The 21,731-nt window shown below is 46.6% G+C and carries 25 protein-coding genes; 14 read left to right on the top strand and 11 right to left on the bottom strand.

Features of this window, described 5'->3' with window-relative positions; genetic code table 11:
- The first annotated feature begins 44 nt into the window (after positions 1 to 44).
- Entirely contained in the window at positions 45 to 455 is a 411-nt protein-coding gene (locus N7U64_RS13385) for a hypothetical protein (protein WP_114596099.1), read from the top strand.
- Positions 456 to 594: 139 nt separating this feature from the next.
- Positions 595 to 984 (top strand): thiol-disulfide oxidoreductase DCC family protein, encoded by a 390-nt coding sequence (locus N7U64_RS13380; protein WP_318930113.1) that lies wholly within the window; start codon positions 595 to 597, stop codon positions 982 to 984.
- A 606-nt stretch (positions 985 to 1,590) separates the two neighbouring features.
- Here N7U64_RS13380 and N7U64_RS13375 read toward each other — a convergent pair.
- The 5 genes from N7U64_RS13375 to N7U64_RS13355 form a co-directional block, all read right to left on the bottom strand.
- Positions 1,591 to 2,472 carry a manganese catalase family protein gene (locus tag N7U64_RS13375; protein ID WP_012370113.1) on the bottom strand — a complete coding sequence of 294 codons (882 nt, stop codon included), beginning with the start codon at positions 2,470 to 2,472 and terminating at the stop codon, positions 1,591 to 1,593.
- A 141-nt stretch (positions 2,473 to 2,613) separates the two neighbouring features.
- On the bottom strand, positions 2,614 to 3,159 hold the full coding sequence (locus N7U64_RS13370) for an isochorismatase family cysteine hydrolase (protein ID WP_318930111.1): 546 nt from the start codon (positions 3,157 to 3,159) through the stop codon (positions 2,614 to 2,616).
- A 15-nt stretch (positions 3,160 to 3,174) separates the two neighbouring features.
- Entirely contained in the window at positions 3,175 to 3,480 is a 306-nt protein-coding gene (locus N7U64_RS13365) for a hypothetical protein (RefSeq protein WP_012370115.1), read from the bottom strand.
- A 31-nt stretch (positions 3,481 to 3,511) separates the two neighbouring features.
- Positions 3,512 to 5,845, bottom strand: coding sequence for a sensor histidine kinase (locus N7U64_RS13360; RefSeq protein WP_318930109.1), 2,334 nt, complete (start codon positions 5,843 to 5,845; stop codon positions 3,512 to 3,514).
- 177 nt (positions 5,846 to 6,022) lie between these two features.
- Complete coding sequence (locus N7U64_RS13355; RefSeq protein ID WP_318930108.1) at positions 6,023 to 6,316, bottom strand: hypothetical protein; 294 nt, start codon at positions 6,314 to 6,316, stop codon at positions 6,023 to 6,025.
- A 171-nt stretch (positions 6,317 to 6,487) separates the two neighbouring features.
- On the opposite strand from N7U64_RS13355, the gene N7U64_RS13350 reads away from it, so the two are divergent.
- From N7U64_RS13350 to N7U64_RS13320, 7 genes are all read left to right on the top strand, one after another.
- On the top strand, positions 6,488 to 6,880 hold the full coding sequence (locus tag N7U64_RS13350) for an RrF2 family transcriptional regulator (RefSeq protein ID WP_131502876.1): 393 nt from the start codon (positions 6,488 to 6,490) through the stop codon (positions 6,878 to 6,880).
- A gap of 214 nt (positions 6,881 to 7,094) precedes the next feature.
- Positions 7,095 to 7,520, top strand: coding sequence for a hypothetical protein (locus tag N7U64_RS13345; RefSeq protein ID WP_318930105.1), 426 nt, complete (start codon positions 7,095 to 7,097; stop codon positions 7,518 to 7,520).
- A 180-nt stretch (positions 7,521 to 7,700) separates the two neighbouring features.
- Positions 7,701 to 8,045 carry a PadR family transcriptional regulator gene (locus tag N7U64_RS13340; protein WP_318930103.1) on the top strand — a complete coding sequence of 115 codons (345 nt, stop codon included), beginning with the start codon at positions 7,701 to 7,703 and terminating at the stop codon, positions 8,043 to 8,045.
- The gene (locus N7U64_RS13335; RefSeq protein WP_318930102.1) at positions 8,035 to 8,790 is read left to right on the top strand and encodes a permease prefix domain 1-containing protein; all 756 of its coding nucleotides are present in this window, start codon (positions 8,035 to 8,037) and stop codon (positions 8,788 to 8,790) included. Before N7U64_RS13340 ends, N7U64_RS13335 begins: the two co-directional genes overlap by 11 nt.
- Before the next feature lie 18 nt (positions 8,791 to 8,808).
- Positions 8,809 to 9,567 (top strand): ABC transporter permease, encoded by a 759-nt coding sequence (locus N7U64_RS13330; protein WP_318930100.1) that lies wholly within the window; start codon positions 8,809 to 8,811, stop codon positions 9,565 to 9,567.
- On the top strand, positions 9,561 to 10,979 hold the full coding sequence (locus N7U64_RS13325) for a hypothetical protein (protein ID WP_318930098.1): 1,419 nt from the start codon (positions 9,561 to 9,563) through the stop codon (positions 10,977 to 10,979). The genes N7U64_RS13330 and N7U64_RS13325 overlap by 7 nt, the downstream gene beginning before the upstream one ends.
- A 12-nt stretch (positions 10,980 to 10,991) precedes the next feature.
- Positions 10,992 to 11,624 carry an ABC transporter ATP-binding protein gene (locus N7U64_RS13320; protein ID WP_318930097.1) on the top strand — a complete coding sequence of 211 codons (633 nt, stop codon included), beginning with the start codon at positions 10,992 to 10,994 and terminating at the stop codon, positions 11,622 to 11,624.
- A 52-nt stretch (positions 11,625 to 11,676) separates the two neighbouring features.
- Here the strand turns inward: N7U64_RS13320 and N7U64_RS13315 are convergent, their stop codons facing one another.
- Positions 11,677 to 11,991, bottom strand: coding sequence for a hypothetical protein (locus tag N7U64_RS13315; protein WP_318930095.1), 315 nt, complete (start codon positions 11,989 to 11,991; stop codon positions 11,677 to 11,679).
- A 122-nt stretch (positions 11,992 to 12,113) separates the two neighbouring features.
- On the opposite strand from N7U64_RS13315, the gene N7U64_RS13310 reads away from it, so the two are divergent.
- The 3 genes from N7U64_RS13310 (at position 12,114) to N7U64_RS13300 (ending at position 14,500) form a co-directional block, all read left to right on the top strand.
- Positions 12,114 to 12,857, top strand: a complete 744-nt coding sequence (locus N7U64_RS13310) for a nuclease-related domain-containing protein (protein WP_318930093.1) — start codon at positions 12,114 to 12,116, stop codon at positions 12,855 to 12,857.
- 117 nt (positions 12,858 to 12,974) lie between these two features.
- The gene (locus N7U64_RS13305; protein ID WP_318930091.1) at positions 12,975 to 13,397 is read left to right on the top strand and encodes a MarR family transcriptional regulator; all 423 of its coding nucleotides are present in this window, start codon (positions 12,975 to 12,977) and stop codon (positions 13,395 to 13,397) included.
- A gap of 74 nt (positions 13,398 to 13,471) precedes the next feature.
- Complete coding sequence (locus tag N7U64_RS13300; protein WP_318930090.1) at positions 13,472 to 14,500, top strand: hypothetical protein; 1,029 nt, start codon at positions 13,472 to 13,474, stop codon at positions 14,498 to 14,500.
- Between the two features lie 44 nt (positions 14,501 to 14,544).
- Here the strand turns inward: N7U64_RS13300 and N7U64_RS13295 are convergent, their stop codons facing one another.
- Entirely contained in the window at positions 14,545 to 15,186 is a 642-nt protein-coding gene (locus tag N7U64_RS13295) for an SDR family oxidoreductase (protein WP_318930088.1), read from the bottom strand.
- 204 nt (positions 15,187 to 15,390) lie between these two features.
- On the opposite strand from N7U64_RS13295, the gene N7U64_RS13290 reads away from it, so the two are divergent.
- Entirely contained in the window at positions 15,391 to 16,212 is an 822-nt protein-coding gene (locus N7U64_RS13290) for a transporter substrate-binding domain-containing protein (protein WP_318930087.1), read from the top strand.
- Positions 16,213 to 16,548: 336 nt separating this feature from the next.
- Entirely contained in the window at positions 16,549 to 16,881 is a 333-nt protein-coding gene (locus N7U64_RS13285) for an ATP-binding cassette domain-containing protein (protein WP_318930086.1), read from the top strand.
- Positions 16,882 to 17,025: 144 nt separating this feature from the next.
- Here the strand turns inward: N7U64_RS13285 and N7U64_RS13280 are convergent, their stop codons facing one another.
- The 4 genes from N7U64_RS13280 to N7U64_RS13265 all read right to left on the bottom strand — a co-directional run bounded on the left by N7U64_RS13280 (position 17,026) and on the right by N7U64_RS13265 (position 21,624).
- On the bottom strand, positions 17,026 to 18,390 hold the full coding sequence (locus tag N7U64_RS13280) for an amino acid permease (protein WP_012370127.1): 1,365 nt from the start codon (positions 18,388 to 18,390) through the stop codon (positions 17,026 to 17,028).
- A gap of 191 nt (positions 18,391 to 18,581) precedes the next feature.
- The gene (locus N7U64_RS13275) at positions 18,582 to 19,451 is read right to left on the bottom strand and encodes a hypothetical protein (protein ID WP_318930085.1); all 870 of its coding nucleotides are present in this window, start codon (positions 19,449 to 19,451) and stop codon (positions 18,582 to 18,584) included.
- Between the two features lie 58 nt (positions 19,452 to 19,509).
- Positions 19,510 to 20,103 carry a DedA family protein gene (locus N7U64_RS13270; protein ID WP_318930084.1) on the bottom strand — a complete coding sequence of 198 codons (594 nt, stop codon included), beginning with the start codon at positions 20,101 to 20,103 and terminating at the stop codon, positions 19,510 to 19,512.
- A 198-nt stretch (positions 20,104 to 20,301) separates the two neighbouring features.
- Positions 20,302 to 21,624 carry a Na+/H+ antiporter family protein gene (locus tag N7U64_RS13265; protein WP_318930082.1) on the bottom strand — a complete coding sequence of 441 codons (1,323 nt, stop codon included), beginning with the start codon at positions 21,622 to 21,624 and terminating at the stop codon, positions 20,302 to 20,304.
- Positions 21,625 to 21,731: the final 107 nt, after the last annotated feature.

Raw genomic sequence — 21,731 nt, 5'->3', positions numbered from 1 at the left:
CTTCGGTGCGTTTGTCGTATCGAAGTGAGAAGAGAGGTTTCTTTATGTCTGAGATAAGTATTGATCGTATCATTCGATTTATTCAGGAATTAGTCAGTCCACCGTATTTTCTGACGACGCGATGGGGACATGGACAGGATATACATCTTGAAGTCCGGTATTTGGATATTTCGGATCGTCTTAAATCATCTCTTCTTCATGAAACGATTCACCTTTTGCACATGCATACGAGTGAAGAAGTAAGAGAACGTTTAAATGAAGAATTACTGGCAGTCGCGGCCTATACAAAAATACATTCGGAACTGCTGTTTGCGCTCTGTTTTATCAATGAGACACCGGTACGGATAAAATTGCTTCAAAATGAAGCTGTCGCTTGCCAAGCCGTCATCAGGACAGAAGGTGATTTAATGAACTTGCTTCGCATGGTGGACTCCCGCTGGATGAAATCCAATTAAACAGGCGGAAAACATGTATAAAAGTTATATGGATGAATACTTAGAAAAATAAGAAGTGAAAATGTAAGTGTGTTCGATTCATCTGATGTAGGATAGAAGAATAAGGAATCGAACCAATTGTCAGAGGGGGCACAGGAATATGAAACCAATCATCTTATTTGATGGAGAGTGTAATTTATGTGATACCAGTGTACAGTTCATCTTGAAGCGTGATCATGGCTACTATCAGTTTGCCTCGCTTCAAGGCATCAAAGGACAGGAACTTATTCAAAAACATCGTTTGCCTTCCGACCTGGACAGTGTGGTCGTCATTGAAGAGGGAATCCCTTACGTTAAATCAGATGCAGCACTTCAGATTACGAAGCATTTGAATGGGGCGTGGCCGCTCGCATCCATCTTCCGTGTTTTACCGCGTGCGGCAAGAGATCTTGCATATGATTTCATTGCAAAACACCGTCACAAATGGTTCGGGCAGAAACAACAATGCCTGTTGCCTTCAAAAGAAACCCGGGCACGGTTCCACGAGTAAGGCCGGGTTCGATTGTCTATGAACAGCCAGTGACAACTTGGTAAAGGATCCGCCAAGAAACTGAGTCCTAAATCATGAGTTTGGTGAACCGGTTTGAACTACCTCCACCTACGCTATGCTAAGAGGTGAAGGATTCCTGAGTTATCCAACCTATTGGTCGGAAATTTATCAGGCTAACCCCGTCGTCCCGACGGTTGGATTTTAATCTTGTCAGTTTCTTTTGTGCGGATGCTTACTCTGCTTGGTTTTCGCTACTTCAGTCATCCGCAAGGTGAACGTTGAAGATTTTACGTGACAAACGAACTTCCTGTCACAACCCTATACCTTCAGTTTTCAAAGAACACGACATATTATTTATTCCTGGTTTAAAGTGTTTTCAAACCGAGGACGTCGGACAATTGACGTGTCGTAAGACACGCCTTGGCCAAAGGCGATTCATCTCCCACTTACGCTGGGCTTCGCCCGAGACACTTAGAGGTGAGAGTATTCTCGCCTAATTTTTGATAAATCTGTGGAAAAGACTTAAAAAGTTACGAAACCCTCTCTTCTCGGTAGAAGAGAGGGCAAATGGTTGCTTACTTGGATTTAAGATGGGTTGCGTGTATGTTATTCCTTGTCCTTTAAAATGTGTTTTACGGTATCTGTAATTCCTCTTTTTTGTTGCGGCTCGTTTAAATCATGATGCAGATTGTGGGCCGGAATTTCGGGATCCGGTATTTGGCCTTGGGGTGCAGGGTTTTCCAGGTGAACGAATTCTCCGGTCCCATCCTGCGCACTTCCCTGGGACCAGCGACCTTCTTTTGAAGCTGTTCCTTCCGAGAGATCCCAAAATTCATAAGCGTGAGGCTGTGCCTCCAATTCATCCTCCGGAGCAAATGTCGCAGGTACGACGATTCCATTCTTTTCTTCCAATTCTTCAATTGCAGCCAGCCATTGGTATTGGTGATACCGATCACGTGCCAGCATTTTCCGGAGGGTCGCCTTAACTCCTTCATCGTTTGTCATATGATAGAGGCGTGCGACTTGAAGACGCCCTTGTGACTCGGCATGCAGATTGGAACGCATATCTGCTAACAAGTTGCCGCTTGCGACGATGTAAGAACCGTTCCATGGAACACCGTTTGAGTTGGAAGGCAGCCCTCCAAGCCCGCTGACGAGCAGGTGTTGTGGATTCATGCCTCCTAAAATAGCCGCAATCGCCGGATCCTTGGCTGCTTCTGCCTGATCATCAGGTGAGGCTCCATCAAGTAACTGTGAAATCAAGGAACAGAGCATTTCGACATGTCCGATTTCTTCCGTTCCGATGTCCATCAACATATCTTTGTATTTCTCATTTCCACGGCAATTGAATCCTTGGAATAAATACTGCATCATGACGGTCATTTCCCCAAATTGTCCGCCTAATACTTCCTGCACAGACCGTGCCAACTTCGGATCTGGACGGTCGACTTTCACCTCGAACTGTAGTTCCTTTTGATGTCTGAACATGAACGATTCCTCCCTTGGATTAAAAACATGTATAAACTTTACATGATACATATACCTGTTTTGGAAAAACAAAAACCAATCGGGAAGGATTGTCATTGAAATGTAATGTTTTGGAATGCAGAAAAGCCTTTCCGTTCTTTTTTAATCGAACGATACCGTCGTACTGTCGGAACAATCGATGGACAACGTGGTGTGCAAAATTTCCAATGCGTGGTTTTTTGCCTCGGTTGTTTCAGCGGCAGTACAGTCTTGTGGTACCCAAATCTCGTATTCCCGCATATAGGCGTCATTTGCTGTAAACAAAATACACATATCGGTCGTGATTCCGGTAATGATTAGACGTGACACGTCGAGGTGTTTTAGCAAAATATCCAATTGTGTGCCAAAAAAACCGGAGTGTTTGGGTTTGATGATGAAATAATCATCCTGTTGCGGATGGAGGGCTTGGACGAACGGATCGCCCAGTCCACCGCGACATTCTTCAACGATTTGATCGACGTTTTCTTGCCACAGACCAAAATTATCATTCACATAAATGACAGGAATATCATACGATTTACATATATGTTTAAGTTCGACTAATGGAGTTAAAATCGGACGAGTTTCGGCAAGTAAATCTTCCGCACCTTCAAAATCCATTTTGTTAATGATATCGACGATCAATAGGGCGGTTCCTGTTTTTTTCATACGCCAATCGACTCCTTATAAAAAAGTGACGAGATAATGATAAGGGGAATAAAGTTGCGCTTTTGAAATGAATATCTCTGTGGGATCCTCGGATTCCTTATTTCCTCGGATATCGATGAGGCACCGGAAAATGGTATCCTCGATTTCCGAAATGAACTCAGGATATTGATACAGAGCATGACCCAGCTGCCGCCGGACGTGATCTTCAATTAATATGATGGCCGGCGAGGTTTCTTTTAAAATCATTCCGGAAAAAGAACTGACATGGTCGTGAAAGTTCCGATTCAGGTAATCAATGATGCGATCTAACTCGTAATCCATACGTATACACTTCCTCTATCTTCAAATCAGCTCATTTTAGTTCTATTTCCGTCTGTTGCCGGATGGGCAACCGGACCAGAAAATCGGTGCCGATACCTAATTCGGAAGAAACAGAAATCTGGCCTTGATGGGCTTCGACAATTTCTTTACAGATCAGCAGTCCGAGTCCGGTTCCTTTAATCTGCTTATGCTCTTGACGCTCTACACGGTAAAACGAATCAAACAGGTGAGGCAGATCTTCTTGTGGAATTCCAAGACCGTTATCGCTGATAGTCAGCACAACTTCTTCCTCACTGCAGTCCAGCAGAACATCGACTTGCGGATCCGACGGTGAGTACTTGATGGCATTTCCTAGCAGATTCGTCAGCAGTTGCCGGATTTTTTCACGGTCAGCTTCAATCAGGCAAGTCATGTGCGTCGTATCAAACTTGACCTGATGGGACGGGATCGAGATATTCATCCAGTCCGCCACTTCCTGTACCAAAGCCGAGATATCAAAGGACTCAAACAGATACACTTCCTTTTGGCGGCTCAGGCGTTGATAGTCTAAAAAGGCAGTGACCAGTTTACCTAAACGTTGTGCTTCACTGTGGACGGTCTTTAAATATTTTAATTGTTTATCGTTTGATAAACTCCGGTGGATCATCAGTTCGCTAAATCCTTCAATCGAAGCGAGCGGTGTCCGGAGCTCATGCGAAATCATCGAGATAAAGGCATGTTCGTTTTGAATCGCTTCCACTTCAGCTGTCCGCTCACTTAAAACAAAAATGATGCCCTTCTTGTCCGGAAGAAATTCCGTATAAAGTCGAATATGACGATTTCCATTAACTTCAAAGTCTTGTGCCTCCATGGCATGGCCACTTGCCAAATGAAGTTTTAATTGCGTCACATAATCGATCAGCTGTTCTTCAACGATGAATACCCGGCGGAAAATATCCAGGATGGATTCAACCTCATGCAACGAATCCGGCAAATCATGTAACTCGGGAAACATCGTCACGAGTGTTCCGTTATGGATGAGTCGGGAGTCTGGGAAATTGACGTAGATGACAGCTTCACGCAGACTCTCCAAAATCCGTTGTACGTGTTGTTTGTCTTCGTTTAACGTCCGCATGTGTTCCATGCGTAATATTCCGAGCGAAAGAATATCACTCAATGCCGATAGTTTCTTATAAGCATCTCCGGCTGGATCCTCAAACGTCAACAAGGCAAACGGTTCCGGTTCACGGGAATTCAGCAACGGAACGATACGGACGATAGAATGCCGGCTTTTCCTGACAGGACGGGGAGACCGGTAAATGATTTCCTCCTGACTCGTAAGCATCGTTAATTTTAATTCGGATAATCCGAAAGAATGGGCGAGATCTTGCAGTAATCCATTTAGACACGAAAGCGAATCATATTCGAGTAAGCGGCGTGCAAAATCAGTCTGTAACTGTAACAGAGTTTCCGTCCGTTGTTTTTCCTGAAGACTATTGAAAAGTTCCCGATTGCGGTGTGACAATTGGTGATTGACCGTCTGAGTCTCCGATTGCTGAAAAGCAAGCATCGTCATCATATCACGCATGGCCTTTCCCAGAACACCAATCTCATCCTGTCGTTTAATTACTGGGACAGCGGAAAAAGTGTACGGATTTTTCGTTTGTTTGACCAAACGGACGAGATCATCCGTCAATCGTTGCATAAACCGGAATGTCCAACTGTTCAGTAGGAAAAAGACTGCAATGAGAACTGTCAGTGTACCCCACAGCGTTGTCCGCATCTGATCAGCCAGCTTCTGCTGCGCTTGTTTTTCCTGCGAATGAACGGAAGAAATGTACTGATCGGCTGCCTGGCGGTTTTTTGAAAAAAAATACATCGTATCCAGGGAAGCACGTTCTGTTCCGCTTGAAGTCGATTGTAACGGGACGTCCAGGTCTGCATCCTTTAGCATCCGTCGCATGGCGGTATCGTCCGTATAGCGAGAAGATTGCGGATGTTTTGTCAAAGGGATCAGGATTTTTTCGTAATAGTCGATCAATGTTGACGATGTTTGCAGATAAGAGTTAGTCTCTTCGGACGGATAATCGTGTCCCAAACGCTCGAGCTCACGTTTTGTCCGCGTTAAATCACTGGACAATCTTGGAACAGCCGGGGTTTTTAATAATAATGCTTCTTGAATTTCAATATTCGTTTCCTGCAAGTCATTCCAAATTTGACGCGCTGCAGTTTTTTGATTCGTCAGGCGTAACAGCATGGCATTATTTTGTTCGAGTTGTTGAATGGAATAAAAGTATGCACCAGTCGTGATGCACACTAAAATCAAAAAAATCAATATAAGTAGACCTGAAAAGGTTCGGGTGATTTTACGAGACAGCCATTTCATCATAACCTCTTTCTACAGTGAGCAGGTGAGACATGCGATTCATGTCCCGCATGAAGATCACTGTTTAAATAACATACTATGATTATACATGTTATAGGGAGGTTTTGACCTGATTCATTAACTGAACGTCAGTCAAAATTTTTGACTGACAGGAACAAAGACGCAAAAGACAGGAATTTATTTTTTTAACTGGCGGATCGGTCCGACTAACTCATCCAGCGATTCAAAGCTTTTCAAGAAAAACTGAAAATTAGACGAATGTCGGACGCCTCGAATGAAAATCCGTTTCTCGAGTGTCGGCAAAAACAATAAGTATTCAATATCCATGATCCGCTCTTCTGAAAAATCCAGTTGGAAAATAGAGACTTTAGCTGAATTAGCCGTCAAATAGGTCGAAACAATGCGATACCGTTCTTTCGAAAATTGTTTTTCGATAAATGTTAAAAATTCCGAACCGCTTAAAAATTTCATCTGCCAGAGCTCCTTCCAAAAACGTTCTGCATATATCCAATATTTCCTGTACATGTTTTCGGGAAACATCTTTCGTAAAAAAAATCGACATATTCCGAAACGCTTAAAACTATATCTTGTATCTTTTTTTCTGTACTATAAACGGTATAGAGAGCAAAGTAGGTGAAAATAATGAAAATGACTCGATCAACGGATTATGCGATTCGAGTACTATTGTTTACGACTCTTCACCCAACTCGACTCGTTCAAATTCAAGAAGTCGCCGACTATTACGATATCTCGAAAAATCATTTGATGAAGATTGTTCATGCACTAAGCAAATTCGGACTCATCACTTCCTATCAAGGACGTAATGGCGGTTTTAAGCTGGCGAAAGATCCGTCAGAGATTACATTAGGTGAAATCGTACAACTTTTTGAAAAAGTCTCGTATCTTGAAAATTTTCCTGAAATCCATGAAGATGAAAATCTGGAAAATATGAAAGAAGCGTTTGATTATGCATTTCTCCAATTTTCGGAAGCGTTAAAAGCATATTCGTTACAAGATTTGATTCAGGTGAATTAAGAGAATGGAAGAAAATTAGTTTAAAACACGTTACGGATTGGTAAAAATCTGTAGCGTGTTTTTTTATTGAAAAAGGAGACAAAATCCCATCTTAAAACCGGTAAATGGTATACTTGATTTCGGATGAAAACAGGGAACTAAAGTGGTTTCTTTCGTTCGATGTCCTCATCCGCAATAATCATAACTTGAATTCTGTCAGAAAGGAGTTTCCAGAATGGCTGAAATCACCATTGACACATTCACATCCGTTATCAAGACCATAATCAGACCTCCCTTATTTCTTGTCGAGAAGAAGGAGCAGTCTGAAAACATAACGATTGAGATTCGATACGCACAGTTGCGGTCTACAACTAAAGCTCAATTGTTAGAACCCCTTGTCCGTTTGTTCGAGGAAGAGGCGACGGATGAAGCAAGGGAAGTGTTAATGAAGGAATTGATTCATTTAGCTGCACATACACTACACCATTCGAATCATCTTTTAACCGCTTGTTTGACGAAAGAAAAAACCTCAAATCGTCATCATGCTTATTTGTATATTAAAGGAAAAGAAGTACTACACCGAATTATGACGGATGAGAAAGATATCCTGCCGTTTGTTCGCCAGATCGATCAATTGATTCAGAAATTTGAATCAGACTAACGCTGAATAAAAATGGCGGAAGCCATTTTATATATAAGGATTGTGTCTAGAGGACCGAATCGACAAGAGGGTGACGGAATCAATCCATCGCCCTTTTGTTAACTAAATATTTTTTTGTTTAAGTACCTTGCATTATAGAGTACATTGTTTTACATTGTATGTAAGAGGTGGTGGGAGAAGATGGAAATTGATAAAGAGCTGTTAAAAGGGCATATCGACACCTTGATATTGGCTCTATTGGTCGATAAAGATCGGTACGGCTATGAAATTGCCAAAGAAGTCCGCGAAAAAAGTGCTGATGCCTTCGAACTGAAAGAAGGAACACTTTATCTGTCGCTGAAACGGCTCGAAAAGAAAGAAGCCGTCCTGTCCTATTGGAGTGATGAGGCAGCCGGGGGAGCACGCCGCAAGTATTACCACCTGACAGATGCCGGACAAACGTTATTACGGACGAAGCGGCAGGAGTGGCAGGTCGTCAAACGACTAATGAATCAATTTTTAGGAGGGGACACGGATGATCAATGAATATGTGGACCGGCTGTACCGTTCGGCTGATCCGGATTTGCCGGAAACAAAGGAACTAAAAGACGAGACGCGTCAACATTTGGAAGAAGCTGTCGCCGAGCTGGTCTTTGACGGCTACTCGGAACAGGCGGCGATGAAAATGGCCATCAACCGCTTCGGCGGCGAAGAACAGTCGGAAGCCCTGATTCAGGAGTTGCAACTCGTTCAAAAGCTGTTTGCGAAACGCATTTTGTTGGCCGGTATCATCGTGATGATTGTCAGTCTGTTGTTCGGCTCCGGTGGTTTCATGGCGCGAAGTATGTCGGATGTGATGGAACGAGGTATTCCGTACGAATTGGGGGAAGAGTGGCAGACGACGGATGCTGCACCGCTGAAGACGGTGGTGGAGGAAGAATGGAGCGTCACGGGAGCCCGAATCTACAGTACGTCAACAGACGGGGAACGGATGGCGCTCGAACAACGTTACGAACAACATGTCCCGTCCGCCTTCCGACCGTTCATTTCGTCGCTTGCAAGCGGGTCACCGGACGGAAGCTGGAGTGTTGAACTGGATATGATTGACACCGTCGTCATCGGCTTGGCCGTTGCTTTACTTGGATTAACGGCGGCACATGTCCTGTTTGCGATTTGGATCATCATTCAACGTTACCGGACGGACCGGTTGTCACGGACGACAGGAGTCATATCAATCATGATTCCGGCGCTCAGTATTTTGCTGTATTATCTGACAAAAAAGCGGTCCTGACCAAAGGAGGAGAAACCATTGCAAATGATCATTTGGACAGAATTCAAACGAAGCGGTACACGCCGGACGCTCATGATGTCATTGCTGCTTCCGCTCATCATCCTGCTGCAATTCAAACAGGTCCGGACGGGTTATGTCTTCACATCCTGGCAGGGCGTTTTCGAAGAGTCGGCCGGCGTGATTGTCGCCGTCGCGTTTCCGTTACTCTGCTGTCTCGTGTATCTTCCGACGGTCGCCCGTGAAATCGACCATCAGTTCATCCGGTATGCCCGGACGCGGGTTGCTCTCGGACAATATCTGGTTGCCAAAGGGATCGTGAATGCTCTGATTGTCTTCACCGTCTTTTTTGTGACGATGATTGCCTGGATGCTGTTTTTACGGTTCGTAGAGCCGAACTTGCACTGGATGACATATGAACAGGGACCGGAATCGTTGACGACCTTCACGCAAGTGTTCCGGACAGACGGGATATATATGCTGGTCTACGCACTCTGGATTGGACTAAACGCGGCACTGTACGCCACGATTGCTTACCTGTTGCTGGTTTTGTCCGGGAATTTGTTGCTCGCCGTCGGTCTTCCCTTTTTGTTTTATCATCTGTTGAATTTTACGGCAGGACTGTTCAGTGCGCCTCAATTTTCGCCGATCAGTACGATTTTTCCGTTTAACATCATTGCGATGCCGTTATGGACGGTGTTGGTCCCGTTCAGCCTGCTGGGTCTGTTTCTGCTTGGCCTGATTATCACCGGACAAAAGCGGACGGAGTGGGAATGGTGAACCGGATCGGCTATACGCTTGCCTGGCTTCAAGTGACGGTCTTCGCCTGTATTTGGATGTATTACGATCAGCAGGAGGCACTTGGACACGGTATTGTCTTCAACCAATGGGATCTGCTGACAGCAGTGACGATGAACACGTATCTGCTGATTTATGATGTTTTGTTACTTGTCCTGGTGTTGTCGATTATCCGAATCCGAGCAGATTTAACGGAAGACCGGTTAATCCGCTTTCGCGATTCACGATCGGCGTTATTACATAGTACGTGCCGATTTGCGAAAGTCTGGGGAACAGGCCTATTGCTGTATGGAACGGTCGGATATGCTTTTTCGCTGCAGGCGCCGTCCGCGTCCGTTTGGAGTCTTGCGGCACGGACGGAACAAGTCTTTTATGTCTCAAAAGATTCGCTGTTTTTTGATCTTCCGCCGCTCGTTGCCCACCTGTTGCAACTCGGCTTTTTATTCACGGGTGGACTGCTGATTCATTTGTTACTGGGTCTCGTGTACCTGTGGACGAAGCGCCCGAAACTGCTATACCTGCTTGCGAGCCTTTTGTTTCTAGGGACAGGGTTTGCCTTTAAAATCGGACTTCCGAGCCCGTTATTCCTGTTATCGTTAGCCGCCCTGCTTGCGCATCAGGCGTATGCTTTTTGGACAGGTTGTGTTTTGATCATCGGCGCCGGATTGTTACTGCTTGACCGGCCGATCCGGTTGCCGCAAAGCGGCGGCGCAGCCAGTCTCTACCTCGTTTGTTGTGTACTGATTTTCTTGATGCAGCCGGTGGGACAGACGTATGGGGACTATCTGATCGCGGTATTCAGCGGTACAGCGTCCGAGAACTTTTCATTCCAGCCTTATCTGAATCATGCCGTGCTGTTTTTCGGTTACACCTATTTACTGACCCGACGGTTCGAGCGGGATGTCATTCAGCAGGGAATGTACCATATCATCCGGCATCAGTCATTGAATCGCTGGTTTTTACGGCAATTTAGCCGCTTGATCATGACGGCGGTCCTGACAGCAACAGGGCTGGTTGTACTTGCGACAGGCTTTGCATTTATTCGGGGGGTGAAGTGGACGACGGGGATGGAAAGTCTGCCGGTCCGGATCACGACGCTTCTTTATCACACGGTTGTCAACGGTTCCCTGCAACTGATCGTGTACGGACTGATTCTGTTTCTCGTGTTGTACTGGACGCGTGAAGCTGTCCAAGGTATGTACTGGATCGGGGGAGCGATGGTCGCTCTGCTACCGCTCGTCCGACAAGACTGGATGCCGGTTGGCTTGAACGGGACGGTCCGGCTGTTGGATCATTCGGCAGTCAGTATCACGATTCAACTCGTGTTGACCGGTCTGTTCGTCTTGACCGTGATTCAGCTCGCATTTCGTAGGCAAATCCGGACAACTTACTAAGGGGGAAAACAAGTGATTACACTTACGAATGTCAGCAAGCGTTATAAAGGACAGGAATTATTTCATGACGTCAACGTATCATTTGAAGCGGGGAAGATTTACGGCATAACCGGCATCAACGGTTCCGGCAAGTCCGTTTTATTTAAGATGCTGTGCGGATTCGTCTTTCCGGACGAAGGAACGATCGAAGTGGACGGACGCCGGTTGGCGGGAAAAAACCGTTTTCCGAAGGACTTTGGGATTTTGATTGAACGTCCCGGTTACATCGGTCAACTGGACGGCTTCTCAAACTTAAAAGAGCTGGCCCGGATTCAAAACAAAATTGATGATGCAACAATCCGAAAGGCGATGGAACAGGTCGGACTTGCCCCGAACTTGACGCAAAAGGTCAAACAATATTCGCTCGGGATGAAACAGAAGCTCGGGATTGCTCAGGCCATCATGGAAAACCAGCAGGTGCTCCTGCTCGATGAACCGTTTAATGCCCTTGATGCCGATAGTGTCGAACGAATCCGAACATTACTCGTGCAATATAAGCAGGAAGGCCGGACGATTTTCCTGACGAGTCACCAGCAACAGGATATTGATTTACTGTGTGATGAGGTGTATCACATTCAAGAAGCACGGTTGAACCACATCAGGTGAATACACCAACAGGCAAGTCTTCCGAAAAACGGAGGACTTGCCTGTTGATCGTTTAACGACTGTCGGACGAAGTGTCTTTGAGTGCATCGACATATTGTTTCGCTTCAAGCAAAGGATACCCCAGTGTTTCCCGGACGAGTTTAATGGCTTCGACCGTTTGATGATCAGCGAGAAGATGCTGGATTTGTTCATTAAGTAAGGTATGACTGCTTGCGGCATCCGTCATTCCGAGGTGTTCCTGAATCCGGGTGAGCTCGCGCAGAAGTTGCTGTTGCGCGACCCGTTGCTTTGCCAATTGTTGAGATACGGATTGCCAGAACATGATCAAGAGGATCAAAGGCAACCAAATCGATAAAAATGAGTCCATATGAAAGAAGCCCCCTTTCGTTTACCGTATCATATTAAAAATGATGTAACAATTAGTGGAAATTGAAAAGAATACCGTTTATTCTGAAATAGTGGAAAATTAAGGGTTTGAAAAAGAGAGGAATGAAAAGTGTGGAAGATTTATTAGCGGCGTTGATACCGATGTTACTTTTGACAGGAATTGTCCTGTTCGTTGGCTTTGCCGTTACGCTCGGCAGTTTGTTTTATTTCCGCCGACGTTCGTTTGAGAAAAGTACATATAAGCAGGTTACGCAGGAACGGTTTCTGAAGGCCGTCCGTGACAAAGGGATCTGGGGAGAATATTTAACGACCCGGCAACTTGAAAAAGTCGGAGGCTACGGGAAGTTCGTCATCAATACGTATATACCGAAAGCGCGGGGCAAAGGATTGACGGAAATCGATGTGACGTTCATTCATGAGAGCGGTATTTATGTGCTCGAATCGAAGAATTACAGCGGCTGGATTTTCGGAAAAGAAGCGGACCGGCAGTGGACGCAGATGTTTAAAAACCGCTACAAACAAAAATTTTATAATCCGATTAAACAAAATGAACAACACCTGAAGAGCATGGAACGATTTTTGGAGGGGACGGTCGGAGAAGAAATATTCCAGTCGGTCATCGTCTTCAGTGAACGTTGTGAACTCAAAAAAATTACGGTGGACTCCAGTCACGTCCATGTCATTAAGCGTAATGATTTAGGGCGGACCATCAAGAAACTGGCGACTGTCGATCGTTTGACACCGGCACAGGTCGATGCTGTTTACAAACAACTCAAGCAACAATCCCAAGTCGAGCAAGAAGTGAAGGATGCACATATCGAGTCGATTAAATCGTTTACGTCTTAACTGTTAAATCATAACCGACTGAAAGAAAACGGTTTGACAATCCACCGGTTCCGGCATATAGTAAATAAGTCAAAATAATAAGTAGTGCAACTATTATGCCGAGGTGGGGGAGTCTTCATGAAAGAATCGGATTGGTCACTGGGGATGCAATTGTCACGCAGCTATCTGTCTTTTAAACGGGCGGCCACGAAACGGATGGAACAACACGATCTGACACCGGAACAATTTTCAGTCTTAAGTGAACTGCATAAGCAGGAAGGCATTTCGCAAAAACAGCTCGCCTTGACGACTGAGCGGGATCAGACGACAGTCGGAAAAATCCTCGATAAGCTGGTCAAGAAAGGGCTTGTCATTCGTTCGGCAGATCCGAGAGACCGGAGAGCCTTTATTTTGCTGACGACAAAAGAGGGCATCCAAACGATTCAATTGCTCGAACCGGCGCTCGACGAACTCCAACAGCAGGCGTTTTCCGGTCTGACGAAAAAAGAGATCAAACAATTCATCAAGACACTCGAGACCATTTACAAAAATGTGACGTAAGTGGTTTCTCTTTTTGAATTAATAGTTGCACATGCTATTATAAGTAATGCATATATAAAAGGAGAGCAAATTACATGAAGAGTTTTAAATCAGTCTGGTCGATTACACAAACGAAAGTTGGGTTAATGTTTGCCTTGATCGTCCCGGTCCTATTCCTGGTCGTCTGGATGACCGGTTACCACGGGGCGACGGAGCGGTTGGATCAGTTACGGATCGCTGTCGTGCAGGATACGACGACGGAAGAATTGTATCAACATCTAAAGGCAGACAGTCCGTTCACAGTCAAAGCCGTTTCGTCCGAAGCGGAAGGTCTGAAACAACTGGATGCAGGAAAAGTCGAAATGGTACTCGCGGCAGACTTGACCGATGCAAAACAAATGACATTTCACGTCAACCAGGCGAATGCCGAGTTTGCAAACGGGATTCTGAAGCAGGCGACAGCCGAAATCGCACAAGGCGTAAACGGTCAACCTGCTGTCCGGTCGGATATCATCATCGAACATCAAGTATCCGATTTCTCAGTGTCGATGTTACCGCTGTTGCTCGGGTTCGTGATTTATATTGCGGTCATGACGATGGGGATTCAATTTAATCTCGTAACACAAATTCTGCAAAAACGTTTTCCGAAATGGTCACTCTTTTGGAGTAAACAACTGTTGCACGGGATCGTCCTGTTGATCGTTCCGCTTGTCATGGTGTCACTTGCGTTTGCCTTTGCCGATATCGAGACGTCCTTCTTAAAAGTATGGGCATTCCAGTTATTGCTGACGGCGACCTGCATCAGCGTGACACAGATGAACTTTACGATTTTCGGTCCGATTGCGCCGCTTGTGAACGTTGCCCTGATTCCATTCCAATTGATGACGGCGGGCAATATCGTTCCGTCTTCGATGCTTGCTCCGTTTTATCAGACGATCGGTCATTATCTGCCGGTTCCGAACGCGGTCGGCGGATTAACCCGGTTGCTGTATTTTGACGGAGATATCTCGACCTATCTCTTACGACTGACGGTTATTCTGCTCGTGACCCTTGCTGTCACACTGATTTTGACAGCGATTCGCCGGGAACAGGCACATGTTGTCGAGGTCAAACAGGCTTCCTGAAACAAAAAAACGAGCTAATCCAATCGGATCAGCTCGTTTTTTAGTTAAGCAAACAATTCAGCAATCGCTGTGTCCCCGGTTAATAAAGGAATCGTTTGATGGTGGGCAGACTGTTGACCGATCGATGCCACGACGACACGTGCGACGTCCTCACGGGCAATCGTTGTTTCGTCCGTTGAAGCCGGATCTGTCGTGACCGCTCCCGTACCTGCCTCATCCGTCAAACCGCCCGGACGCAGAATCGTATAGGCAAGCGAACTTTCACGCAACAGACGATCGGCGTAATGTTTCGCAACATAATACGGTTTCATGCTGTCAGACCACGTTTCCGGCGAATCGGCATTCAAGGCGCTGACCATGATGAACTGGCTCGCTTGAATGCCTTCTGCCGCCGCCACTGCTTTTGCTGCTCCGTCAAGATCAATCAAAATGGTTTTATCCGCGCCGGTGTGACCGCCGGATCCGGCTGTAAAGATGACGATATCACTGCCTTGGATGGCATCTTGAATCGATGCGACATCGTGCTCTAAATCGAGAGCGACCGGTGTTGCCCCGAGTGCTTCGAAATCGGCATACTGCTCTTTTGAGCGTAACCCGACGCGGACATCGTGACTCGATCCGCTTAATTGTTTCGCCACCTGTCGACCAACTTTACCGTTTGCTCCAATAATGAATACGTTACTCATCTTTCATTCCTCCCATTCGTTGATACGTTCTTCGTCAGTATGAAAGAAAGTACGTGTATTCTGCAATCAAGAGGACTTGACGGGAAAACATCGAGGCTTTTTGACGAAATAATCAAAAAATTGTTGGAACGGATAGAACAATATGATACTGTTTTGAGTATTATAAAAAAACATAGCGTCAGATAGAGAGAGGAAGCGAGCAGAGTGAATAAACGAGGGTTAGCACTTGGAGGAAGTCTGTTGCTTTCCGGTCTCATGGTAGCGACACGATTAAAGGACGCGGCAGGTTCATTCAACGTCGGGAAACAAAACGTCTTCACCACAAAAAAGATTGTCGTCGGGACGACCGGCGATTATAAACCGTTCACGTACCTGAACCGTCAGACCAACCAGTACGAAGGATTCGATATTGATGTCATCCGCTCGTTTGCTGACGTCGCCGGGCTTGAAGTCGAGTTCGTTCCGACGACATGGGGAACATTGACCCGTGACCTGCGTGCCGGGAAATTTCATATGGTCGTCGGTGGTGTCACGAAAAACATCGAACGCGAAATCGTCGGCGACTTTACGAAAAGCTACCTGTCGTTCCAAAAGACGCCGCTTGTCAGAAGGACGGATATCGACCTGTTGACGTCCATCGAAGACATCAATCGTCCGGATGTGACGATCGGCTTAAATCCGGGAGGGACAAATGAACAGTTCGTCCGGCAGACGTTTGATCAGGCCCGTATCGTCATGTATGCCGATAACCTGGCGATCCCGGCAGCGGTCGCGATAGGTGAGGTCGATGTCATGATTACGGATACGGTCGAAGCGATTTACTATGCGTCGCTCGATCAGCGACTCGGTGCGCCGAAGATTCGTGAAAAGTGGATTCCGGCTGAAAAAAGTTATCTGATCCAGGACCGTCAGACGGAAGTCCTCGACGTGATGAATCTATGGATGAATTCATATGAAGGAAAAAAACGGATTGAGGAATTAAAGGAAAAATGGTGTGTGGCTTCAGTTGTTCAGGATGCCATCTAAATGAAGCATTCGATGGGCTGACTCAAAAGTCAGATTCTACAAAGAGAAGGGTGGCAGAATTGGAATCTGCCATCCTTTTAGCGTTAAAAAAGAAATACTCTTTTCACGCCACTCCTACAGGAAAAAGCACATGTTGTGCTGTCAGAGACAAACAAGACCCGGGTTTCTGCATGATTCAGGCAGGAAAACTGGCTTGTGTCTCGCCTGTGGAAAGGGCGTGAAAGAATGAGTGTTTCTTTTTTTGAGTCAGCCCCATTTTTGTGCAATCGTTTAAAAATCGGGTAAAGATAAGAAAGTGACTGAACAATTTTCTGATGAGGGGGAGGGCGGATAAAGATGATTGAAGTGGACCGGTTGACGAAAGAATACAACGGGAAAAAAGTTGTTGATCAGATTTCCTTTCATGTTGATCAGGGAGAAATTTTTGCCTTTCTCGGTCCGAACGGCGCCGGGAAGTCTACGACCGTTCAAATGCTGACGACGTTGATCGCGGTCTCGTCCGGCAGTGCAACGATCAACGAATATGACATTCAACGAGATCAAAAGGATGTCCGCCTGCAAATCGGTGTCGCTCTCCAGGAAACCGGGATCGACAATGATTTGACGGGGAGGAGCTACTCGTGTTGCATGGGAAGGAATGCGGGCGGTCGTGTTACGTCCGACGATTGACTGGAGTGTTTATGCACGGCGTCCTCGTCGCCGCCGTGCTGAGTATTGCGATGGTCGTCTTTGCGGCACTCAATGCGCGCGGAGCCTTGAAGAAATGACAAAAACGCTGTTTCCGACTGAATAAGCTGGAAGCAGCGTTTCTGTTTAAAACGATTTAGGTGTGCGGACGATGTAGTAAATGCCGGATAGAATCAAGAAGACGATTCCGATCAAAATCGAGACACGTGTCTCATCGTTGAACAACATCCCGACGAGAACGATCAGCAGCATGACAATCGTAATGTAGTTCGTGAAGGGTGCGCCCGGCATCTTGAACGGATGATCGGCGATCCGGTCCGCTTCGATTTTCCGGTACTGGATGTGGCTGATCAGGATGGCGAACCAGGGTACCATTCCCGGTAAGACCGAAGCACTGTAAACATAGACAAAGATGTTCGTGTCTTTCCCGAGGAACAGCGGCAGGACGATGTCGAGAATGACACCGACGAAGATTCCGGCTGAGACGGCAAGCACCGTATACAGGGGAATGCCGTTTTTATTGACCTTCAGGAACAGCGACGGCATCTGCCCTTTTTCGGCGAGCGTATAAATCATCCGGCTGGAACTGAAGATACCCGAATTACATCCGGACATCGCGGCCGTGATGACAACGACGTTGATGATGGCAGCCGCCGCCGTGATGCCGACTTTGGCAAAGGTCGCGACAAACGGACTGCCGATATCGGCCAGCTGATCCCACGGATAGACGGTGACGATGATGAAGATGGCCCCGACGTAAAAAATCAGGATCCGCCAGATGACACCGTTGATCGCCCGGGTGATGTTCGTTTCCGGATCCTTCGTTTCCCCGGCCGTCACACCGATTAGTTCGACGCCGATGTAGGAGGCGAAGACGATCGAGAGGGCAAAGAAGAAACCGCTGAAGCCGTTCGTGAAGAAGCCGCCGTGCGACCAGAGGTTAGAGAAGCCGATCGGCGTTCCGTCATTTCCGAAACCGAACAGGATGAGACCAAGACCGGCAATGATCATCAGGATGATCGTAATGACTTTGACGGAGGCGAACCAAAATTCGAGTTCACCAAACATTTTGACCGAGGCGAGGTTCGCAAGCGTCAGGATGACGATGACGACGACACCGGGAATCCAGGTCGGTAAATCCGGCCACCAGAAGCGCATATAGGCGCCGACGGCAATGACTTCACTCATGCCGACGATGACCCAGTTGAAGATGTTGCTGCTTGCTGTCATGAAGCCGGCAGCCGGATGAATGTAATCATTGGCAAACTTTGCATATGATCCCGTATGTGGATGGGTGTAGACCATCTCACCTAAGGCCCGCATGATTAAAAAGATAAAGGCACCTGCAAACATATAGGCCAAAATGACGGATGGACCGGTCCAGGCAATCGTACTCGACGATCCTAAAAACAGACCAACGCCAATCGTCCCCCCAAGAGCAATCATTTGTACTTGTCGTGCTGTCAGTTCGCGTTTTAAGTTCGATTCCATAAGTACCCCCATGTAGCAAAAAATTGATGACTATCGAACTTGTAAGACCAGTTCGAAACACTATAAACATGAGTATACTATTTTAAAAAAGAGAATAGAAAGCTTTTTCTGAAAACATTTTTAATTTTGTTGTGAAAATGAAAAGAAATGAAAAAGTCGAACCACTTCCAACGAAAGGATTCGACGATGATTTATTCTGGGACGAAATCTGTAAACGTACCGGCATACAGGCGGGTGTCTGTAGAAAGAACGATTCGATTTTGGCGCATCTTGATCGTTCCCTGCAACGGTGTTCCTTTTTCCGACTCAAACAGAATCCGAGCCTTCTCGATATACGTGTCGCCTTCCTGTTGTAACAGGTACGTATGCTCATTGTCGGTCGAAATTAAATATTCTCCCTGAACGACGAAGTCGGAGAAATGACGTGTCGGAACTTGATAGCTCGTACTGCGTTCCCCCTGCAGATGAACGACACGGTAATCCGGATGATAAAAGAACCAGGCATCATCCGACGCGCAGACGTTCAGTGCATAACAATCATCAATCGGATAATCCTTGTTTTTATAGATGACTTGTCCCGCTTCATTAAAAACAGCCAAACCGAATGAACCAATCGAAGTAGTTGCACTATCGGCAAAAACGCCTTCATCAAAGTAACTGACCCAAATCTGATCTTTTTCATCGATGTGGACATTTTGAATCCCATCATCGAGACAATAGCTGTCGAGCAGATGCCCGGCTGGATTATAGATAAAGGCGTTCGGCAACCAGGAGCCGTCGATATCATCGTCGCAACGGGAAGCGACGAGCAGAATCCGTCCGTCGGAAAACGAGTCGACATAACTGAAATCCGTTTCGGCCTGAGCGACGATCGTCGTGGTCCGCCACTGGTCATGCAGACGGTGGACGTGCAGTACATCCCGGTGTCGCTTTGAATCGTAAATTTCTTCAATCATCATGATTTGTCCTGAAATCGTCAGTCCTGTAGCAACATGTTTTCCGGTAACTTGAGACGCCGTCACGCGGTCGAGGTGGATTTTTAATGTGTTGGAAGTATCCAAGATAAGTCGCTCCTTTTTTAAAAACAGTCTGCCGCGGGGACAGACTGCAAAATTTGAATTAGGTTGTACGTTGACGCTTTTTCAGGAAGACATAGACGAGAATCATGACGACAGCAGCAATCAGGACACCATTCGTATAAGGTGCGGCTACTTCCTTGATGGAGCGCCAATTTGTTCCGAGCGTTTCACCGAGGTAGAGGAAAAGAATCGACCAGGGAATGATGGCGAGGATCGTATAAAGTGAAAATTTTGTCTGGTCCATTTTGGCAAGACCGGCAGGAATCGAAATTGCATGGCGGACAACCGGGATGAAACGGGCTCCGAAGATGACGCCTTGTCCGTATTTCAGGAACCAGCGTTCTGCGAGATCGAGATGGTGCTCCGTGATCAACAGGTACTTTCCGTATTTTAAGATCAATGGCCGACCACCGTAACGGGCGAACCAGTATAAAAAGAGTTGCGAGAGCAAACCGCCGATGACGGCAGCGACGACGGCAAGCGGCCAACCGATCGTTCCTTGGGAAATCATGAATCCGCCATACGATAAGACGATTTCACTTGGAATGATTTCAATCATTAATCCTAAAGCGATTCCGAAATACCCTAAGTCAGCAAGATATAATAAAACGTTATTTACAACTTGAGATAACACATATAACACTCCTTCAGCTTCACTTCATTCCTTTATATTAGAGAAGAAAGTCGGAAAATGGAAGAAAAAATCTTTAATCTGGTGAAACAAATATGTAGCAAGCATGTTTAGTCGAAGGTGGGACACGGTTAATGAAGTAAAAATTCTTTAAAAAAGAACCAACACCGGTCAAGGCATTGGTTCCTGAATACATCCTTCTTATAACACCATCGCCGCAATCGTTCCGAAAACGAGTAACGGCAGGTTGTAGTGCAGAAACGTCGGAATGACCGTTTCCCGCATGTGGTCGTGTTGTCCGTCGGCATTCAGTCCGCTGGTCGGCCCGAGTGTCGAGTCGGATGCCGGGCTTCCGGCGTCACCAAGAGCACCGGCCGTTCCGATGATGGCGATTGTCGCCTCCAGGCTGAATCCGTACTGAACACAGAGCGGAACGAAAATCGCAGCGATGACCGGAACGGTCGAGAAGCTTGAACCGATCCCCATTGTGACGAGCAATCCGATCAACAGCATGACGAAAGCGGCAACGAGTTGCGAATCCCCCATCAAGGCTTTGGAGTTCTCAACGAGCGGATCAATGTCACCGGTTTTCCGGAGGACGTTTGAAAAGCCGTTCGCTGAAATCATGACGAATCCGATGAACGACATCATCCGCATCCCACGCGTGATGACATCGTCGGCTTCGCTGAAGCGGACGAGACGGAGAAGAAGGAACAGGACAAGACCTGTCGTTGCGGCGAAAATCATCGACTCGGTCGTCAACTGGACAGCCAGTGTCGCCAGGACAACGAGTCCGCTTAAGAACAATTTCGTTTTCGTGATGACCGGAATCTCATAATCGTCCGGCGCGATATTGCGCATTTCGTACTCACGCGGTTTCCGGTAGACGTACAGACCGATCAACAGACCGACGAGCATCCCGAGTGCCGGAATCGCCATCGCCTGAATGACGGATGCACCCGCTGTATCCATCCCGTTTTTCGAGATGTTCGGCAGGAGAATCTGGTTCAAGTAGATGTCTCCGAAACCGACCGGCAGGAACATGTACGGCGTAACAAGACCAAATGTCATGACGATCGCGATCAAGCGCCGGTCAATCTTCATTTCATTAAAGAGACCGAGAAGCGGTGGAATGATGATCGGGATGAAGGCGATGTGAATCGGCAAGACGTTTTGCGAGCTGATCGCGAGCAACAGAATCGCAAAGACGATAAAGCCTTTTAACTTCTTGACCGACGCGGCGTCAGCCGATCCTTTTGACCGTTTGATCAAAGCGTGTGCCAAGGCATCCGGAAGTCCGGTTTTCGACAAGGCGACGGCAAACGCTCCGAGCAGGGCATAACTGAGGGCGATTTCTGCACCGGCTCCGAGTCCTTCCGCGAATGTCGCAATCGTTTTGTTGATTCCGAGACCACCGATCAATCCACCGGCGACGGCACTGAGCACCATCGCGAGGACAATATGGACACGGAAGATGGCTAAAATAAATAATAGAGCAACGGCAATAATGACTGCATTAAACATAAACTAAAACCACACTTTCTTTTGGTATCACTGTACTATACTAAAGTATCATACAGACCGTTCTTTTGACTGTCAAGAAAAAAACATGAAAAAGGTATGACCGGCGT

Source organism: Exiguobacterium sp. K1, assembly GCF_033721435.1.
Lineage (GTDB): Bacteria > Bacillota > Bacilli > Exiguobacteriales > Exiguobacteriaceae > Exiguobacterium_A > Exiguobacterium_A artemiae.
Note: the sequence above shows the minus strand (reverse complement) of the source record. Positions and strands in the feature narration are given on the sequence as shown.

Bases quoted from the DNA above. Each gene is read 5' to 3' on its own strand.
- N7U64_RS13345 (WP_318930105.1), top strand. From the start codon at position 7,095: ATGGCTGAAATCACCATTGACACATTCACATCCGTTATCAAGACCATA.
- N7U64_RS13300 (WP_318930090.1), top strand. From the start codon at position 13,472: ATGAAGAGTTTTAAATCAGTCTGGTCGATTACACAAACGAAAGTTGGG.
- N7U64_RS13325 (WP_318930098.1), top strand. From the start codon at position 9,561: ATGGTGAACCGGATCGGCTATACGCTTGCCTGGCTTCAAGTGACGGTC.
- N7U64_RS13360 (WP_318930109.1), bottom strand. From the start codon at position 5,845: ATGAAATGGCTGTCTCGTAAAATCACCCGAACCTTTTCAGGTCTACTT.
- N7U64_RS13350 (WP_131502876.1), top strand. From the start codon at position 6,488: ATGAAAATGACTCGATCAACGGATTATGCGATTCGAGTACTATTGTTT.
- N7U64_RS13305 (WP_318930091.1), top strand. From the start codon at position 12,975: ATGAAAGAATCGGATTGGTCACTGGGGATGCAATTGTCACGCAGCTAT.
- N7U64_RS13315 (WP_318930095.1), bottom strand. From the start codon at position 11,991: ATGGACTCATTTTTATCGATTTGGTTGCCTTTGATCCTCTTGATCATG.
- N7U64_RS13335 (WP_318930102.1), top strand. From the start codon at position 8,035: ATGATCAATGAATATGTGGACCGGCTGTACCGTTCGGCTGATCCGGAT.
- N7U64_RS13375 (WP_012370113.1), bottom strand. From the start codon at position 2,472: ATGTTCAGACATCAAAAGGAACTACAGTTCGAGGTGAAAGTCGACCGT.
- N7U64_RS13310 (WP_318930093.1), top strand. From the start codon at position 12,114: ATGAAAAGTGTGGAAGATTTATTAGCGGCGTTGATACCGATGTTACTT.
- N7U64_RS13340 (WP_318930103.1), top strand. From the start codon at position 7,701: ATGGAAATTGATAAAGAGCTGTTAAAAGGGCATATCGACACCTTGATA.
- N7U64_RS13365 (WP_012370115.1), bottom strand. From the start codon at position 3,480: ATGGATTACGAGTTAGATCGCATCATTGATTACCTGAATCGGAACTTT.
- N7U64_RS13280 (WP_012370127.1), bottom strand. From the start codon at position 18,390: ATGGAATCGAACTTAAAACGCGAACTGACAGCACGACAAGTACAAATG.
- N7U64_RS13370 (WP_318930111.1), bottom strand. From the start codon at position 3,159: ATGAAAAAAACAGGAACCGCCCTATTGATCGTCGATATCATTAACAAA.
- N7U64_RS13385 (WP_114596099.1), top strand. From the start codon at position 45: ATGTCTGAGATAAGTATTGATCGTATCATTCGATTTATTCAGGAATTA.
- N7U64_RS13265 (WP_318930082.1), bottom strand. From the start codon at position 21,624: ATGTTTAATGCAGTCATTATTGCCGTTGCTCTATTATTTATTTTAGCC.
- N7U64_RS13380 (WP_318930113.1), top strand. From the start codon at position 595: ATGAAACCAATCATCTTATTTGATGGAGAGTGTAATTTATGTGATACC.
- N7U64_RS13355 (WP_318930108.1), bottom strand. From the start codon at position 6,316: ATGAAATTTTTAAGCGGTTCGGAATTTTTAACATTTATCGAAAAACAA.
- N7U64_RS13285 (WP_318930086.1), top strand. From the start codon at position 16,549: ATGATTGAAGTGGACCGGTTGACGAAAGAATACAACGGGAAAAAAGTT.
- N7U64_RS13295 (WP_318930088.1), bottom strand. From the start codon at position 15,186: ATGAGTAACGTATTCATTATTGGAGCAAACGGTAAAGTTGGTCGACAG.